At 69.1% G+C, this 12,603-nt stretch carries 11 protein-coding genes; 2 read left to right on the top strand and 9 right to left on the bottom strand.

Annotated elements, in window-relative coordinates; genetic code table 11:
- Positions 1 to 2: 2 nt before the first annotated feature.
- Together def and ACFCV3_RS19115 are read right to left on the bottom strand one after the other, a co-directional pair.
- Positions 3 to 602 carry a peptide deformylase gene (def, locus tag ACFCV3_RS19120; RefSeq protein WP_376031484.1) on the bottom strand — a complete coding sequence of 200 codons (600 nt, stop codon included), beginning with the start codon at positions 600 to 602 and terminating at the stop codon, positions 3 to 5.
- A gap of 42 nt (positions 603 to 644) precedes the next feature.
- Positions 645 to 1,460: an LLM class F420-dependent oxidoreductase gene (locus tag ACFCV3_RS19115; RefSeq protein WP_376031482.1), complete on the bottom strand. Its 816-nt coding sequence runs from the start codon at positions 1,458 to 1,460 to the stop codon at positions 645 to 647.
- Between the two features lie 76 nt (positions 1,461 to 1,536).
- Between ACFCV3_RS19115 and ACFCV3_RS19110 the strand changes: the two genes are divergently transcribed.
- Positions 1,537 to 3,030 (top strand): AAA family ATPase, encoded by a 1,494-nt coding sequence (locus ACFCV3_RS19110; protein WP_376031480.1) that lies wholly within the window; start codon positions 1,537 to 1,539, stop codon positions 3,028 to 3,030.
- 16 nt (positions 3,031 to 3,046) lie between these two features.
- On the opposite strand, the gene ACFCV3_RS19105 is transcribed toward ACFCV3_RS19110, so the two are convergent.
- The gene (locus ACFCV3_RS19105; protein ID WP_376031478.1) at positions 3,047 to 3,883 is read right to left on the bottom strand and encodes a helix-turn-helix transcriptional regulator; all 837 of its coding nucleotides are present in this window, start codon (positions 3,881 to 3,883) and stop codon (positions 3,047 to 3,049) included.
- A 108-nt stretch (positions 3,884 to 3,991) separates the two neighbouring features.
- Here ACFCV3_RS19105 and ACFCV3_RS19100 point away from each other — a divergent pair, with 108 nt between their 5' ends.
- Entirely contained in the window at positions 3,992 to 5,428 is a 1,437-nt protein-coding gene (locus ACFCV3_RS19100; protein ID WP_376031476.1) for an MFS transporter, read from the top strand.
- On the opposite strand, the gene ACFCV3_RS19095 is transcribed toward ACFCV3_RS19100, so the two are convergent.
- The 6 genes from ACFCV3_RS19095 to tal form a co-directional block, all read right to left on the bottom strand.
- On the bottom strand, positions 5,396 to 6,232 hold the full coding sequence (locus ACFCV3_RS19095) for an isocitrate lyase/phosphoenolpyruvate mutase family protein (protein ID WP_376031474.1): 837 nt from the start codon (positions 6,230 to 6,232) through the stop codon (positions 5,396 to 5,398). The genes ACFCV3_RS19100 and ACFCV3_RS19095 overlap by 33 nt on opposite strands.
- 65 nt (positions 6,233 to 6,297) lie before the next feature.
- Positions 6,298 to 7,065 (bottom strand): 6-phosphogluconolactonase, encoded by a 768-nt coding sequence (gene pgl / locus ACFCV3_RS19090; RefSeq protein ID WP_376031472.1) that lies wholly within the window; start codon positions 7,063 to 7,065, stop codon positions 6,298 to 6,300.
- Positions 7,062 to 8,333 (bottom strand): glucose-6-phosphate dehydrogenase assembly protein OpcA, encoded by a 1,272-nt coding sequence (locus tag ACFCV3_RS19085; protein WP_376031470.1) that lies wholly within the window; start codon positions 8,331 to 8,333, stop codon positions 7,062 to 7,064. Before ACFCV3_RS19085 ends, pgl begins: the two co-directional genes overlap by 4 nt.
- Positions 8,330 to 9,880 carry a glucose-6-phosphate dehydrogenase gene (gene zwf, locus ACFCV3_RS19080; protein WP_376031468.1) on the bottom strand — a complete coding sequence of 517 codons (1,551 nt, stop codon included), beginning with the start codon at positions 9,878 to 9,880 and terminating at the stop codon, positions 8,330 to 8,332. Before zwf ends, ACFCV3_RS19085 begins: the two co-directional genes overlap by 4 nt.
- A gap of 22 nt (positions 9,881 to 9,902) precedes the next feature.
- A complete protein-coding gene (locus ACFCV3_RS19075) occupies positions 9,903 to 11,480 on the bottom strand; it encodes a glucose-6-phosphate isomerase (protein ID WP_376031466.1) in 1,578 nt (525 codons plus the stop codon).
- Entirely contained in the window at positions 11,477 to 12,586 is a 1,110-nt protein-coding gene (gene tal, locus ACFCV3_RS19070) for a transaldolase (RefSeq protein ID WP_376031464.1), read from the bottom strand. Before tal ends, ACFCV3_RS19075 begins: the two co-directional genes overlap by 4 nt.
- Positions 12,587 to 12,603 lie beyond the last annotated feature (17 nt).

Genomic DNA, 12,603 nt, shown 5'->3' with positions numbered 1-12,603 from the left:
CCTTAGTTGGCGGAGACCTCTTCGTCCTCGTGGACGACCATCGGAGAGATGGGCCAGTCCTCGGGGTAGTCAGGCGCGAGCTCCTCGGCCTCGTTGAACAGGCGCTTGCGGTACTTGCGGGAGAGCCGGTCGCCGAAGACCGTGCCCTGGGTGTGGTCGGTCTCGTGCTGCAGGCAGCGGGCGAGCAGACCGGTGCCCTCGTACGACACGGGCTCACCGTGCTCGTCGACGCCGGTCACCTTCGCGAAGTCCGGGCGGGCGCACTTGGTGAAGGCACCGGGCAGTGACAGGCAGCCCTCGTCACCCTCGTCGAGGCGGCGGTCCTTGCCCTCGGGGAGCTCGATGACCGGGTTGCAGACGACACCCTCGACCCGGTTCCCGTCCTTGTCGGGGCAGTCGAAGATGAACAGCTGCAGGTCGACCCCGACCTGGTTGGCGGCCAGGCCGACGCCCTCGGCCGCATCCATCGTCGAGAACATGTCGGCCACCAGCGTCTGCAGCTCGGGACCGAAGTCGGTCACCGGCTGGTTGACGTGGTGCATCACGTCAGTGCCCCAGCGGGTGATCGGCCGGACGGAACCACGCTCGTACTTCGAAACCATGCGGGAAATCCTATCCGGCCGACCGCCGCCGTTGCGCCGGGGCTACTTGCCGTTGACCTCGTCCCGCCACGCGACCCAGTCGCGGAGCAGGCCGGTGTCGTAGTCCGGGCCGGAGGCCGAGACCGTGAACAGCCGGGTGCCGACGTCGAGCAAGCCCTTGCCGACCTCCTCCGGCGACTTGTCGCCGACCGCGGTCGAGCGCTCGATCTCACCCGGGTCGCGGCCGATCGTCTTGCAGTGCTCGTCCAGTACGGCGTGCTTGTGCGCGATCGTCTCGGCGTCACCGAAGCCGTGCCAGATGTTGGCGTGCTGGGCGACCAGCTTGAGCGTCTTCTTCTCGCCGCCGCCACCGATCAGGACCGGGATGTCGCGGGTCGGCTTCGGGTTCAGCTTGGCCCAGCGGGCCTCGATCCGCGGCAGCGCCTCACCGAGGGCGTTCAGGCGGCCGCCCGCCGTACCGAACTCGTAGCCGTACTCGTCGTAGTCCCGCTCGAACCAGCCCGAGCCGATACCGAGGATGAGCCGGCCCTCGCTGATGTGGTCGACGGTGCGGGCCATATCGGCCAGCAGGTCGGCGTTGCGGTAGGAGTTGCAGGTGACCAGGGCGCCGATCTCGACCCGTTCGGTCGCCTCGGCCCACGCGGCCAGCATGGTCCAGCACTCGAAGTGCAGGCCGTCCGGCTCCCCGGACAGCGGGTAGAAATGGTCCCAGTTGAAGGCGATGTCGACGCCGATCTCCTCCGCCTGGGCGACGGTACGCCGGATGTCGGCGTACTCGGCGTGCTGCGGCTGAATCTGGAAACCGATCCGGACGGGGTAGGCGCCGTACGGACGGTCGGTGGACTCGGAATCTGTCATGGTAGAGATCCTATCCGGCGTTTCGGAGGACCCTCCGGATCGGGTCGGTGGACGGACAGTGGGAGGGACGGCCGCAATGCCGGACGAGCACGAGATCGACGAGTTCGCACGCCTGTTCACCGGGTTCCTGGAGCGGATGCAGAACCACAACGGGCCCGCGAGCAACCGGCCCGGTCTGCGGGACAAGCTGATGGAGCACCTGGGGGCCGAACCCGAGCAGGTGCCGGTCGTCTCGTCGAGCTTCGCGCCGTACGACCTGCCGAACGTGCAGCGGGCGATCGAGGCGTGGTTCGACTCCTTCGAGGTGGTCGGCCTGGCCGGTTCGAACCGCGGCCACTACTCGCTCGGCGAGGTCCTTGAGCAGGCCCGCTACGACCGCTTCGGGATCGGTGCCGTCGACTACGTCCGCGTCCCGGTCGACATCGACGAGGAGATGGACTGCGTCGCCTTCGGCTTCTACCTCGGCGTCCAGGGCGACGACCGGTACGTCGCCCTGTTCCGCGCCCCGAACCCGCAGTACGGGCGATCGACCGTGGACCTCGAGGTCCTGACCATCGGCGACGGTGCGGGGGACCGGTTCCTGAGCGCACTGCCCGAGCTGATCCGCACGCACAACGTCTTCCGCGGCAAGGTGGTCTCGTTCGAGGGCAGCGAGTTCGGGCAGGGCCTCGGACCGTTCCGGCTGCACCCGCGGCCGGGGATCACCCGCGACGACGTGGTGATGCCGGATGGCGTCCTGGAGCGCGTCGAGCGTGAGGTGGTCGGGATCGCGGACCACCGCGAGACCCTGCTGGCGGCTGGTCAGCACCTGCGCCGCGGCGTACTGCTCTACGGCCCTCCAGGCACCGGTAAGACGCACACCGTGCGCTATCTGCTGTCCCGTCTGCCCGAATTCACGGTGGTGCTGCTCGCCGGGACGAGCATCCACTTCATCTCGCAGGCCTGTGCGCTGGCGCGAATGCTGCAGCCGGCGCTCGTCGTACTGGAGGACTGCGACCTGGTCGCCGAGGCCCGCGACTACTCCCGCGGCATGGAGAACCCGCTCCTGTTCCAGGTACTCAACGAGATGGACGGCCTGGCCCAGGACGCCGACGTCGCCTTCCTCCTCACCACCAACCGCGCCGACCTCCTCGAACCGGCCCTGGCCCAGCGCCCCGGCCGCGTCGACATGGCCGTCGAGGTCCCGCTCCCGGACACCGACGGCCGCGCCCGCCTGCTCCGCCTCTACGGTCCCGCTCTCGACCTGTCCACCGAGATCGTCGATGAAGTGGTCGCCCGCACCGAAGGCACCACCGCCTCCTTCATGAAGGAACTCGTCCGCCGCACGGTCCTCCTGGCCGCCCAAGCCGGCACCACCCCCGGCCCCGACCACATCCGCACCGCAGCCGACGAACTCCTTTCCTCCCGAGACGCCCTCACCCGCCGCCTCCTCGGCGCCACCTCCGACGACCCCGCCGGCTCACACGACTACCCCGAGCCAAGCGTCGCCCCAACCAGCATCCCCATGGGCGCCCCACCCGGCATGCCCACCGCCTACAGCTCCAGCCTCCACATCACGTACGACGACTAACCCGCCGGCGGGCTTCCTAGACCGAGCTCAGCAGCCGGAGCGCATCAGCCGACGCGGCATCGCCTGGGGTGTAGACCTCCAGGCGGTGTCCTGGGCTGTCGGGCTGGAGCCACACCTGGTAGTCGACGTCGAGTGCGCCGACTGTCGGGTGTTGCAGGTGCATGGTGCCGACCGTGCAGTCGGCGACCTCGCCGTCGGCCCAGATCCTGGCGAAGTCGTTGCTGCCGATGGCCAGTTCGCCGATCAGTTCGGCCAGGTGGGCGTCGGTGGGGTAGCGGCCGGCGGTGAGGCGCAGGTAGGCGGCGTGGATGCGGGCGTTCTCGGCCCAGTTGCGGTAGAGGTCGCGGCTGAGTGGGTCGAGGAAGTACATGCGGGGGATCGACGGGCGGCGGCGCGGGTCGGCGGGAGCGTCGTACGGGTAGTGCCCGGCGAACAGGGCGTGGCCCATGCGGTTCCAGGCCAGGACGTCGCCGCGGCGGCCGAGCACCAGGGCCGGGGTTGATTCCTGGAGGGAGGCGAGCAGGGCGAGGACCCGGGGGTGCGGCCGCTCGGGTCGGGTGCGGACGAGACGTGTGGTGGCTGGTCGTTGGGCGAGGTTGTGCAGGTGGGCGGTCTCGGCCGGGTCGAGTTGCAGCACCTGGGACAGTGCGTCCAGGACCTGTTTGGACGCCGTACCAGCCTGTCCCTGCTCGAGTCGCGTGTAGTAGCCCGGGCTGACACCGGCCAGCTGGGCGAGCTCCTCCCGCCGCAGGCCGGGAACCCGACGCTGCCCGTACTGCGGCATGCCGACCTCGGCCGGGGTGATCCGCGCCCGCCGGTTCCGCAAGAACGTGCCGAGTCCCTCGAGTTCCATCCTTCGATCGTAGGCGGCCGGACGCGGCGCTGGGTGCACCTGTCGTGGATACCCACGAGCCGGGCTGGTTGCCGACCAGGGGGCGCGGCAGCGTTGCACAGCATGAACATGAACGCAACGCCCGTACGCCGGCCTTGGCTCGGCCTGGTGGTGATCCTCGCGCCGGTGCTCCTGGTCGCGATGGACGGCTCGGTCCTCTTCCTGGTGATGCCGGAACTGACCACGCAGCTGCGGCCGACCGCCGACCAATCGCTGTGGATCCTGGACGTGTACGGGTTCGCGGTCGGTTCGCTACTGGTTGCCTTCGGCAGCATCGGCGACCGGTACGGCCGGCTGAAACTCCTGATGGCCGGTGCTGCACTCTTCGGGGTGAGCTCGGCCGGCGCAGCGCTCGCGCAGACGCCGGAGCAGCTGATCGTGCTGCGGGCACTGATGGGTATCGCGGGGGCGACCTTGCTGCCGTCGGCCCTTGCTGTGCTGAGCGAGCTGTTCCCCGACGCTCGCCAGCGGTCGCGGGCGATCGGCATCTTCGCGGCCGCCTTCGCCGCGGGGTTCGCGATCGGACCGGTCGTGGCCGGACAGTTGCTGGATCGCTTCTGGTGGGGCTCGGTCTTCTTGATCAATCTGCCGGTCGTCGCGGTGTTCCTGGGACTCGCGCCGTTCCTGCTGCGGGAGGTGCGCGCGGTCCGGCCCGGGACGGTCGACGAACTGAGTGTGCTCACCTCCGCCGTCGGCCTGCTGCTGACCGTGTACGCCGTGAAGCGGATCGCCGCGGGTGGGTTCGCTGTGACGCCGGCTTTTCTCGGTACGGCGGGGCTCCTGACGCTGACGTGGTTCGTACGACGTCAGCGGCGGCTGGAGTATCCGCTGATCGACGTGACGCTGTTCCGCGATCGGGTCTTCAGCCTCGCGATCGTCACCGGGTTGGTTCCGCTGGCGGCGTGGTCCGCAACGGCCTACCTGGCAGGCATCCACCTGCAATCGGTCCTCGGGCTGCCGGTCCGGCAGGCCGCGCTGCTCGCCGTACCGGGTGCTGTCGTGCTGACCATCACCTGCATCATCACCCCGGCCGTGGTGGCGCGGATCGGCATCCGGTCGGCGCTCGTCGCGTGCCATGGGTTTGTCGCGGTCGGCCTGCTCCTGCTGCTGTTCCTCGATGCGGACGGCGGCATCGGCTGGTACGTCGCCTCGACCGTGATCGCCGGAATCGGCTACGGAATCTCCTTCAGCGTGGTTGCCGACACCGCGGTGGCCGCGGTCCCCGCCGAGCGTGGAGGCTCGGCGGCCGCGATCGCCGAGACCAGCAACGAACTCGGGAACGCGCTCGGCATCGCGCTGCTCGGCTCACTTGCGGCAGCCGTCTTCCGCCTGCAGGGTCCCGGTGTTGCGAACACGCTGACCGAGACCGTGCAGGCAGGCATCTCGGTCACCGAAGCGAAGGCAGCCTTCGTCCTCGGCCTGCACCTCACGGTGCTCGTCATCGCGCTGGTGCACGGCGGACTCGCCGTACTGTCAGCTCGCTGGATCCGTCCGCAGGTCTCGTGAACGGGCGAAGAGTTCGTTGAGCTCGGCTTGGGGGATCTGGTCCTTGGCGAACGTGATGGTGCCTTGGGTGGCGAGCTCCTCGGCGCTGCGGCGGATGAAGCCGAGGGCAGCGCGGGCGATGCTGCCACCGAGGCTGATCCGCTGCACGCCGAGGTCGAGCAGCGCGGACACAGTCAGCGTCGACGAGCCGAGGCCGATCACCACGTTCACCGGGCCGTCGACCTCGCGGACGATGGTGCTGATGCTGTCGAGGTCGTTCACACCGGGCACGTAAAGACAGTCGGCGCCGGCTGCGCGGAAGCGGTTGGCTCGGTCGATGGAGTCGGTGAGCGAGGTAGGGGCCTTGAGGAGCTGCCCGTCGGTGCGGGCGGTCAGGACGAAGTCGGCACCGGCCGCCTCCCGAGCTGCGGCAATCCGGTCGACGGCCAGCTCCACGTCGTACAGCTCGTGGCCGTCGTAGTCCTCGATGTTGCCCCCGGCCAAACCGGCCTCACGAGCCAGCGTGATGGTCTCGGCAACCCGCTCGGGCGCAGCGCCGTACCCATCCTCGAGGTCCCCACTCACCGGTACGGCGACCGCCGCGGCGATCTGCTGGATCCGCTCGAACATGTCCTCCCGGGACACGCCTGGTGCTCCGTCGGGCAGCGTGTGATCACCCTTGGCCAGCGAGAACGCGATCCCCGCACTGGTCGTCGCGATCGCCGAAAACCCAGCCGCAGCAAGCAGAACCGCACTGCCCGCATCCCAGGCATTAGGCATCACAAACCCGGTCGCCGCCTCATGCAGCTCGCGAAATCCCGTCATGCCAAGCATCCTGCCACCGCCCAACGACAATTCCCGACGCGTCCCCGCAACCCCATCAAAGAGGGCTACTGGATTTGGGAGGCGGCGTCGTTGTCGAGGAGCCAGAGGGTTCGGTTGCGGCCTTTGGGGGCTGAGGCGGGGAGGGTGCTGGATTCGGTGAGAGCCTCGGCTACGGCGGAGGCTTTGTCCTCGCCGGAGACCACGAACCAGACCTCGCGGGAGCGGTTGAGCGCTGGGACTGTGAGGGAGATCCGGGTGGGCGGGGGCTTGGGGGAGTCGTGGACGGCTACGGCGGAGACGTCCGTGACCTCCAGTTGGGGGTAGCCGGGGAAGAGGGAGGCCACGTGGCCGTCGGGGCCGACGCCCAGCATCAGTACGTCGAAGGCGGGTACCGCGCGGCCTTTGACGTCGCTGAGGGCCGAGATCGTGGCGGCCAGTTCGGTCGCGTAGGCCTCGGCTGCTGCCTCGGGGGTCTGACCGGTGTCCGCGGGCATCGGGTGCACGCGGGCCGGATCGAAGTCGACCTGCGACAGCAACGCGTCGCGTGCCTGCGTCTCGTTGCGCTCAGGGTCGCCGGGCGGCAGGAACCGCTCGTCACCCCACCAGAACTCGACCCGCTGCCAGTCGATCGTCGCACTGGCCGGCGACTCGGCCACGGCCCGGTAGACAGCAGCCGCCACCCGACCACCGGTCAGGACCACCTGCGCGACCCGGCCGTTGCTCTGGGCATCGACCAGCGCGGTGACGAACCGCGCCGCCACCGCATGTGCCAAAGCAGTCGCGTCCCGGTGAATCAGCAACTCCGGGTCAATCACCCGCTCCGGCCCACTCATGAGCGTCCCGCCACGCGCTTGCTGGCCGGCTTCTTCGCGACTGCCTTCTTGTAGGCGCCGGATTCCGTCTTCTGGCCCGCGGCCGCCTTCTTCGCGGTCGCCTTCTTTGCCGTCGAGCGGGCGGACGTGGCCCGAGCCGCGGACGACGGCTTGGTCGCGCGCTTGGCCGCCGACTTCTTGGCAGCACCTGACTTTGCGGCACCAGCCTTCGTCGTACGAGCCGTCTTCTTGCCGTCTGCCTTCGCCGTCAGCTCGGCCGAGGCGGCCTTGCCTGCGACTGCAGCGGTCTTCTTCGCCGCCTTGCTCACGGCGGCCTGGGTCGAACGACGGTCCGCATCGCTGACCGTCTTGGCCGAGGCCGGCATGTTCTCCCGCTCCACCATGCAGGCCAGCGTCTTCGCGTACACGTCGTCCGGGTCGAGCCGCCGCAATTCCTCGCTCAACAGCTCCGACGGCGTACGGCGCTTGAGTGCGACCGGCCGATCCGGAGCACCCGGAATCGTGAACGTCGCCACCGAACCATCCGGCCGCGTCAACGCGATCGGCCCCGACGACGTGAACATCCGTACGGCGGTGATGCCCGGGCCGCGCGAGTTCTTGTGCTCGACCGGAACGCCCAGCCGGCACTGCAGCCACGCCGCCATCAGGTCGGCCGACGGGTTGCCCTTGGCCGACACGACCTCGGCCGCCAGCACCTTCGTCGGGTACTGATCCAGAGCCGCCGCCATCAGCGCACGCCACGGCGTGAGCCGCGTCCACGCGAAGTCGGTGTCCCCAGGCGCGTAGCCCTCGGCGCGCACGGTGAAGTCGACCGTCCCCCGGCGGCCCGACGCCGCGTCGGTGACCCGGCGGCGGGCCAGGCGACCCAGCGGGTCCTCGGCCGGAACCTTCGGTCCGCCACCCGGCCACCAGACGATGACGGGGGAGTCCGGCAGCAGCAGCGGCGTGATGACCGACTCGGGAACCCGAGCCAGCTCGCCGTGCAGCCGCAGCAGCACGGCCTCACCCGGAACGCCCTCGCCGACCCGGACCTCGGCGTCCAGGCTGGACGCGCCGCGCCCCGGCCGCAGGATCGCGACCAGGACCCGGGACGGGTGCTCGCGACCGGCTTCGTTCGCAGCCTTCATGGCGTCGTGGTGGGACGCCTCGTCGACGACGACCACGATCGTTCCGACCATGCCCATGGCCGGCGAACCCGCACTCCGGCGGGCCTTCAGCAGGGCCGACGCGATCTCGCTCGACGTCGTACCGGTGAGGTCGATGATCATGGCCGCCTCCAAGCGCGTCCGTCACGGGCGAGCATCTCGTGCGCCGAGTCCGGTCCCCAGTCGCCGGAGGCGTACTGCTCCGGTGTGCCGTGGTCGGCCCAGTAGTTGATCACCGGGTCGAGGATCTTCCAGCCCAGTTCGACCTCGGTGTGCTGCGGGAACAGTGGCGGATCACCGAGCAGTACGTCGAGGATCAGCCGCTCGTAGGCCTCGGGCGAGGACTCGGTGAACGAACCGCCGTACTGGAAGTCCATGTTCACGTCGCGGATCTCCATCGACGTACCGGGCACCTTGGCGCCGAAGCGCATCGTGATGCCTTCGTCCGGCTGGATCCGCAGGACCAGGGCGTTCTGCCCCAGCTCCTCGGTCTCGGTCTTGGTGAACGGCAGGTGCGGCGCCCGCTTGAACATCACCGCGACCTCGGTCACGCGACGCCCGAGGCGCTTGCCGGTCCGCAGGTAGAACGGGACGCCGGCCCAGCGCCGGGTGTCCACGTCGACCCGCATCGCGGCGAAGGTCTCGGTCGCGGAGTGCGCCGGGATGCCGTCTTCCTGGAGGTAACCCTTGACCTTCGAACCACCGGCCCAGCCGGCCGCGTACTGACCGCGGGCGGTGTGCAGGTCGAGGCGCTCGGGCAGCTTGACCGCCGCGAGCACCTTCTTCTTCTCCTGCCGCAGCGACCACGCGTCGAAGCTGACCGGCTCCTCCATCGCGACCAGCGCGAGCAGCTGGAGGAGGTGGTTCTGGATCACGTCGCGGGCCGCGCCGATACCGTCGTAGTACCCGGCCCGGCCGCCGATGCCGATGTCCTCGGCCATCGTGATCTGGACGTGGTCGACGTAGTGGCTGTTCCACACCGGCTCGAACATCGCGTTCGCGAACCGGAGCGCCAGCATGTTCTGGACGGTTTCCTTGCCCAGATAGTGGTCGATCCGGAAGACCGCCTCGGGCGGGAAGACCGACTCGACCACGCGGTTCAGCTCACGAGCGCTCCGCAGGTCGTGACCGAACGGCTTCTCGATGACGACCCGCCGCCACGAACCCGGCTTCTCCTCGGTCAGGCCGTGCTCGGACAACTGCTGCACGACCTGTGGGAACAGACCCGGCGGGATGGACAGGTAGAACGCGTGGTTGCCACCGGTGCCGCGGCTGATGTCCAGCTCGTCGACGGTCTCGCGCAGCCGCTTGAACGCCTCGTCGTCGGTGAGATCACCGGGCACGAACCGGAAGCCCTCGGCAAGCTGCTGCCAGACCTCCTCGCGGAACGGCGTCCGCGCGTGCTCCTTCACCGAGTCGTGCACGATCTGCGCGAAGTCCTGGTTGGTGAAGTCCCGCCGGGCGAACCCGACCAGCGCGAACCCCGGGGGCAGCAGCCCCCGGTTCGCCAGGTCGTAGACCGCCGGCATCAGCTTCTTCCGCGCCAGGTCGCCGGTGACACCGAAGATCACCAGGCTGCACGGCCCGGCGATCCGCGGGAGCCGCCGGTCCTGGGGATCCCGCAACGGGTTCACCGGGCCGACCGGCCCTTCGTCGAGCTCAGCGGTCATCAGCCGCAATCCTCCTGAGTGCTTACTTCGTGAACAGAGAAAGCAGTTGCTGTACGCCGCTCGCCGGATCGGTGAGGTGGAGTCGCAGCACCGGGCGGCCGCGCTCGGCGAGAACGTTCGCGTCACCGGCCGCTTGGGCCGAGATCAACGTACCGAAGGTGAACGGCCGATCCGGGATCTCCACGTCGGCCGGGTGTGCCGCCGTGATCTGCAGGAACACGCCCTCGGGGTGACCGCCCTTGTGGTACTGGCCGGTCGAGTGCAGGAACCGCGGTCCCCACCCGAAGGTGACCGGGCGACCGGTCTTGCTCGCGATCGCCGGCCGGACGCCGATCAGGTCAGCGTCCCGTTCCGAGTCCAGGTAGGCCATGACAGCCACGTACCCAACCTCGTCGAGCTGACCCAGCAGCGCGTCGACCGCGCCTTGAAGCGAGTCGACGCCGTCCAGCAGACCCTCGGAACCACGCACCTCGACAGCGCCGTCGGTGAAGGCCGCAGCCTCCGGCTCGGGCTGCGCGTCGAGCAGACCGCGCGTTGCCTGCTTCGCGCTCTCGACGTCCGGCTGGTCGAACGGGTCGATCCCCAACAGGTAGCCGGCGACAACCGTCGCCACCTCCCAGAGCAGGAACTGCCCGCCGAGCGAACCCGACGTGAGTGCCCTCGGCACACCGCTGGTCGGCTTGCTTGCCAGTAGCGCGTTGGTCAGGTCGGACGCCTCGCTGGTCAGCTCCGGCGCACCGAGCTCAACCGCAACCGGCAGTACGCCGGTCCCGAGCTTGCCGGTGCTCTCGGCAATCAACTGCTCCGCCCAGTCCGGGAAGCCGACGATGTCGGACCCGTCAGCCGTGATGATCGCCTTGTCGCGACCCTCGGAGGCTGCGAGCACAGCACCCAGCCACAGGGCCGGGTTGTCGGTCGAGTCCGCCTGCAGAGCCGGTGCCGCCTCGGCGGCCTGCTCCAGCAGCTCGGCGATGTCCGCACCGGCGAGACCGGACGGCACCAGACCGAACGCGGTCAGCGCGCTGTAGCGACCGCCGACATTCGGGTCGGCGAGGAATGTCTTGCGGTATCCCTCGTCGGCTGCCAGCTTCTCGAACGGCGAACCCGGGTCCGTGACGACCACGATCCGCGACGCCGCGTCGATCCCGGCCTCGGTGAAGGCCTTCACGAATGTACGGCGGTGGCTGTCGGTCTCGACCGTGCCGCCGGACTTGCTGGACACCACGACGACCGTCTTCGACAGGTCACCGGCCAGCGCACGAGCAACGACACTCGGGTCGGTCGAGTCCAGGACGACGAGGTCGACCCCCGCCGTACGGGTGATCACCTCGGGTGCCAGCGACGAACCGCCCATACCGGACAGGACGACGCGATCGATGCCCTCGGCCCGCAACGCGGCGTGCAGGGCCTCGATCTCGACCAGCAACGGCCGCGAGGTCTCGTGCAGGTCCACCCAGCCGAGCCGGATCGAGGCCTCGGACTCGGCGTCCGGACCCCAGATCGTCGCGTCCTTCGCGGCGATCCGGGAGGCGATCTTCTCCTCGACGAGCTTGCCGACGACAGCCGACCAGTCGCCGTTGTGTGTGGTTACAGCAGTCACTTGGCCGCACCCTTCAACGCTGCGGTGACGGTGTCCTGCAGCTCCGACCAGGAAGCGTCGAACTTCGCGACACCCTCGTCCTCGAGGATCTGCACGACCTCGTCGTACGAGACGCCCAGCTTCTCCAGGTCGTCGATCACCTTGCGGTCGCCGGCGTAGTCGCCACGCACGGTGTCACCGGTGACCTCGCTGTGCTCCTCGACCGCCTTGATGGTTGCCTCGGGCATCGTGTTGACCACACCGTTGGTGACCAGGCTGTCGACGTACAGAGTGGGGGAGTACGACGGGTCCTTGACGCCGGTGGACGCCCACAGCGGACGCTGCGGCTTGGCGCCGGCGGACTCGATCTCGCGCCAGCGGTCGCTGGAGAAGATCTCCTCGTACGCCTCGAAGGCGAGCCGCGCGTTGGCGACCGCGGCCTTGCCCTTGAGCGCCTTCGCCTCGTCGGTGCCGATGGCGTCGAGCCGCTTGTCGATCTCGGTGTCCACCCGGCTGACGAAGAACGACGCCACGCTGGCCAGCTTGGTCACGTCGTGACCGTTCTCGATTGCCTGCTCGAGGCCGGACAGGAACGCGTCCGCGACCGCCTTGTAGCGCTCGAGGGAGAAGATCAGCGTCACGTTCACGCTGATCCCGGCGGCCAGCGTCGCGGTGATCGCGGGCAGGCCCTCCTTGGTGGCGGGGATCTTCACGAAGACGTTCTCGCGGCCGACGATCTCCCAGAGCTGCTTGGCCTGCTCGATCGTGCCCGCGGTGTCGCGGGCCAGACCCGGCTCGACCTCGATCGAGACCCGGCCGTCCTGGCCGTCGGTGTCGTCGTAGATCGGCTTGAACAGATCAGCGGCGTCACGGACGTCGGTGGTGGTGATCACCCGGATTGCCTCGTCCGTCGAGACACCCTGGGCGGCGAGCTTGCCCACGGTCTCGGCGTACGCGTCGGCGTCCGAGATGGCCTTGGCGAAGATGGTCGGGTTCGTCGTCACACCGACGACGTGCTTGTCCTCGATCAGGGCCCGCAGGCTGCCGCTGTTCAGGCGCTCACGGGACAGGTCGTCGAGCCAGATGGAGACACCCGCGTCGGCGAGTGCTTTCAAGCGATCGTTCATTGTCCGATGCCTTCTTC

The organism is Kribbella sp. NPDC056345 (assembly GCF_042262745.1).
Taxonomy (GTDB): Bacteria; Actinomycetota; Actinomycetes; order Propionibacteriales; family Kribbellaceae; genus Kribbella.
This window is presented reverse-complemented; position numbering and strand designations above follow the sequence as displayed.

Coding starts and splice junctions, on each gene's coding strand:
- def (WP_376031484.1), bottom strand. CDS start 602: ATGGTTTCGAAGTACGAGCGTGGTTCCGTCCGGCCGATCACCCGCTGG.
- ACFCV3_RS19115 (WP_376031482.1), bottom strand. CDS start 1,460: ATGACAGATTCCGAGTCCACCGACCGTCCGTACGGCGCCTACCCCGTC.
- ACFCV3_RS19110 (WP_376031480.1), top strand. CDS start 1,537: ATGCCGGACGAGCACGAGATCGACGAGTTCGCACGCCTGTTCACCGGG.
- ACFCV3_RS19105 (WP_376031478.1), bottom strand. CDS start 3,883: ATGGAACTCGAGGGACTCGGCACGTTCTTGCGGAACCGGCGGGCGCGG.
- ACFCV3_RS19100 (WP_376031476.1), top strand. CDS start 3,992: ATGAACGCAACGCCCGTACGCCGGCCTTGGCTCGGCCTGGTGGTGATC.
- ACFCV3_RS19095 (WP_376031474.1), bottom strand. CDS start 6,232: ATGACGGGATTTCGCGAGCTGCATGAGGCGGCGACCGGGTTTGTGATG.
- pgl (WP_376031472.1), bottom strand. CDS start 7,065: ATGAGTGGGCCGGAGCGGGTGATTGACCCGGAGTTGCTGATTCACCGG.
- ACFCV3_RS19085 (WP_376031470.1), bottom strand. CDS start 8,333: ATGATCATCGACCTCACCGGTACGACGTCGAGCGAGATCGCGTCGGCC.
- zwf (WP_376031468.1), bottom strand. CDS start 9,880: ATGACCGCTGAGCTCGACGAAGGGCCGGTCGGCCCGGTGAACCCGTTG.
- tal (WP_376031464.1), bottom strand. CDS start 12,586: ATGAACGATCGCTTGAAAGCACTCGCCGACGCGGGTGTCTCCATCTGG.